Origin of the sequence: Mycobacterium sp. (assembly GCF_032162105.1) — a bacterium.
Classification (GTDB): Bacteria; Actinomycetota; Actinomycetes; order Mycobacteriales; family Mycobacteriaceae; genus Mycobacterium.
Window position 1 is genome coordinate 1 of record NZ_JAVRPS010000255.1, and the last position, 3,692, is coordinate 3,692.

Here is a 3,692-nt window from a genome sequence, read left to right on the forward strand (position 1 = left end):
TCATCACGTTGCCCGGGTTCTTGCTCAAGCGGTTGTTCCCCGGCAAGGATCCCGACCCGGTCGCGGTGGCCATCGCGCGCGGGTTCGGCGCCCGAAACATCGCGGTGGGCGCCGGCATCGTGTGGGCCCACCAGTCGGGCGACCCGCAAGCCGAGCGCCGGTGGTACCTGGCCGCCGCAGGCACCGACCTCGCCGACGCGCTGGCCATGGTGCTTGGCCGGGGCCTACCCAAGGCCCACCGGGTGCTCGGGGCGCTGGCGGCCGGTTCGGCCACCGCCGCCGGGGTAGCCGCCGCCGTGCGGGCGGGTGATTAAGAACCACCTCGCTGCCGGCCGCTAGCAGCCACCGTACCCGGACGACTCCGCGGACAGGAAAGCGCGCATCGCAGATTTCGCCTTGTCCTTCGCCTCGAGGTCTACATCGCCGTTGCGGTATGCGTAGCGCGAGAGATGATCGGACATCTCGACAGCAACAATGCAGGTCACTTGGGAAAGATTGAGGGCGAACTGCTCGTTCAGGACGGTTCGAAAGCGCTCGGCGATGTATTGATTGGTGACGCCATCGAGTTCTTTCATTGCCCGTGAGATGTAGCCACGACACCACAACTCGTAGGGCACAGGGCGACTGTAGAAGGCGCTGAATGTTTCGAGAAACGAGTCACACGCTGCGTCAAGACTCGCGAACGGGGTGTCCCCGAACTGGTCGGCCTGCCGTCGGCATTCCTCCATCGACTGTTCGGCTAGGGCATCAGCCACGTCGGTGAGGTTCTCGAAGTACGCGTAGAACGCACCGCCAGTGACAGCCGCCCGGTCGAAAAGCTTTGTGGGGCTGAGGATGAACGCTTCGTACCCGATCTCGGACATGAGTTCTCCCGCAACCGCGAGTATGTGCTGCACCTTCTCGCGGCTGCGTTGTTGCCGTGGAACTCGCCGCATCACTCTGCTGCCCTTACCTTCGCCGGTCATCCCGCGGTCCGCTCAACCCTAAAGCGAAATGCAGATTTAACACCCTGCAGGTTGCGTGGCGGGGCTTCGGCACCGACGATGAACACGACTGAAGTCTAGACTCCAGTCTGATATGCGGGCCCACTGATGTGCCGCGCACGCCGCCGCCGCTGAAGGATCGCCATGAGAATCGTCAAGCTAAATCACTTGCCCGCAACGACCTCGCCGTCAGACATCGCGACCGCGCTCCGCGAGGACGGCTACGTCATCGTCGACAAGCTCGCCTCCGATGACGTCATGGACCGGTGCGAACGCGAGCTCAATCCCTACATTGAGGCGACCGGCACCGGCCTCGACGCCATCGCAGGGCGGCAAACGCGGCGCACCGGCGCCCTGGTTGCGCGCTCCCCTGCCGCCCGCGAACTCATCACCCATCCCCTCGTGTTGGGAGCTGTCGGTGAGGTGCTGTCCCACGCCCACACCTATCAGCTTCATCTCACACAGGTGATCTCCATCTACCCCGGCCAACCGGCACAGGTCATTCACCGGGACGAATTCGCTTGGGACGGCTTCAAATTCCCGAGTGACTACGACGTCCAGTGCAACACCTTGTGGGCGATGAGCGAGTACACCGATGAGATCGGCGCAACCCGGGTGGTCCCGGGAAGCCACACGTTGTCCGACCACCACACCTTTACCCCGGCGGACACGGTGCCCGCGGAAATGGAACGCGGCTCGGTGTTGATGTACACCGGCAAGCTGTATCACGGGGGTGGCGCCAATCGCACCGCGGATCGGGTCCGAAAGGCGATCAACATCACCTACGCCGTTGGGTGGGTCCGCCAGGAGGAGAACCAATACCTCTCGACGCCCCTCGATGTCGCGAAAACCCTTGATGATGGTTTGCTGCGCTTAATGGGCTATCAGATGGGGAATCCGGTAATCGGTTACATCAACGACAATGAAGACCCGATATCCGCCATTCATGGAGACCGCCGGCCACTCGACTGGTCGAACGTCGACATCAGCTATGCGGACAAGAAGTGAAAGTTCCGACCCCGAGCGCGGTCCTCTCTGCCCGTGACGACGAGGATCTGCAATCGCTCGGGTACACCTCGCAGCTCAAACGCAAACTCGGCCAATCAGCGACGTTCGCGGCGGGCTTCGCCTTGATATCGGTTCTGGTCGGAACCTCGGTCACCTACGGTATCGGTTGGTCGAGCGCAGGTCCGGCAGCCGTGTGGCTCGTCCTCGTCGTATTCTTCGGACAATTGATGACGACACTCGTGTTCGCTGAGCTCGCCGCGAAATACCCGATATCGGGGTCCATCTACCAGTGGGCCAAACGGATTGGTGGCGACTTCCTTGGCTGGATGACGGGCTGGGTGTACACGGTGGCGTGGTTGATCGTCGCTCCCACCATTGCTCTTGGACTGCAGGCAACTTTGACCGCTTTCTCGCCACGGTTTCAACTGTTCGGTTCGGACGTCGTCGCGGCGACGGACCCCCTGTACGCCGCGAACGCCGCATTTCTTTCGCTTTTTCTCTTCGCGGTGACCACGGCCGTCAATGTGATGAGGGTGTCTGTTCTGCGGCTGTTGAGCTACATCGGAGTGTTCGCGGAGCTGGCAGGCGTGGCGCTTCTGCTGGTGGTGTTGATGTCTCATGTGCGCCGGGGTCCGTCGGTCCTCGCCCACGGCATCGACGTCACCGCTGGCGGCACTCAAGCCGTCGGAGGTCTCCTCATTGCCGCGTTTCTGCCGCTCTACGTTTTGTTCGGAATGGACGAAGCGACATCGCTGGCCGAGGAAACACGGGACCCGCGCCGCAATGGTCCGCGGGCGATGTTGAAAGCGCTCGGCGTCGCCGGAGGATTGTGTTTTCTCATAGTGGCTCTCGTCCCCATGGCCATTCCTGATCTCACCGATCCCCATATCGGAGATGGGCTGAGCTACGTCGTCAATCTGCTCGCAGGACCCGTGGTCGGCACGATCTTCTCGCTGGTCGTGTTGATCTGCATCGTGTGTGCCGCCACGGCTGCCCACGCCCTCGTGGCACGCATGATCTTCTCCCAGGCCCGCGACGGTCGATACTGGGCGGCGACAAAACTGTCACGGGTATCCCATTCCGGGCACACCCCAATTTGGGCAACGCTCCTCGTCGCTGTGCTCTGGTTTGCCGCCTTGCTCATCAACATCGCTGTGCCGAGGGTGTTCAGTGCAATCATTGGTGCCGGCACCTTTCTGATATACCTCGGCTATCTGGCGGTCAGCGCCCTTGCGCTCCGAAGCAGGCTCCGCGGAGACTGGTCGACACAGCCCGGTCATTTCAGTCTCGGGCGGTGGGGTCTCTACATCAATGCTGGTGCGGTACTTTTCGGGGTCCTGGCGTGTGCCAATATGATGTGGCCGCGAGCTGCTTTCTACGGCAGCGAGTGGTGGCAACGTTATGCCGGAATGTATGTGCCGGTAGTGGTCATCGGCGTGGGCCTCATCCATTATCGCGCGGCCGGGAAACGGAATCGTGACGTGATCCCGGGCAGCCCCACCACCAGCTCGCAGCCGACCGGTCCCGCCCACTGGGCAGCGGCGTCGCCGGTTTCCGGAGCGATCCGGTTCCGTCGGCGTGACTAGGCCGCGCTGCCTGCGGTGAGTGCCTCGTGCAGGCTCGCGCACTGGCTGTCGAAGAAGGATCGCGACACCGGCGCGCCGGGGACGATCCTGTCGAAGCCGTGGAAGGCGCCGGGAA

At 62.7% G+C, this 3,692-nt stretch carries 4 protein-coding genes; 3 read left to right on the forward strand and 1 reads right to left on the reverse strand.

Annotation, left to right across the window (positions count from 1 at the left end; genetic code table 11):
- The coding region (locus QOC69_RS12820; protein WP_526439987.1) for a hypothetical protein at positions 1-314 on the forward strand (314 nt) is incomplete at its 5' end.
- 21 nt (positions 315-335) lie between these two features.
- Here QOC69_RS12820 and QOC69_RS12825 read toward each other — a convergent pair.
- The gene (locus QOC69_RS12825) at positions 336-965 is read right to left on the reverse strand and encodes a TetR/AcrR family transcriptional regulator (protein WP_526439989.1); all 630 of its coding nucleotides are present in this window, start codon (positions 963-965) and stop codon (positions 336-338) included.
- A 186-nt stretch (positions 966-1,151) separates the two neighbouring features.
- Here QOC69_RS12825 and QOC69_RS12830 point away from each other — a divergent pair, with 186 nt between their 5' ends.
- Together QOC69_RS12830 and QOC69_RS12835 are read left to right on the forward strand one after the other, a co-directional pair.
- Positions 1,152-1,991, forward strand: a complete 840-nt coding sequence (locus tag QOC69_RS12830) for a phytanoyl-CoA dioxygenase family protein (protein ID WP_526439991.1) — start codon at positions 1,152-1,154, stop codon at positions 1,989-1,991.
- Positions 1,988-3,577 carry an amino acid permease gene (locus QOC69_RS12835; RefSeq protein WP_526439993.1) on the forward strand — a complete coding sequence of 530 codons (1,590 nt, stop codon included), beginning with the start codon at positions 1,988-1,990 and terminating at the stop codon, positions 3,575-3,577. The genes QOC69_RS12830 and QOC69_RS12835 overlap by 4 nt, the downstream gene beginning before the upstream one ends.
- Positions 3,578-3,692: the final 115 nt, after the last annotated feature.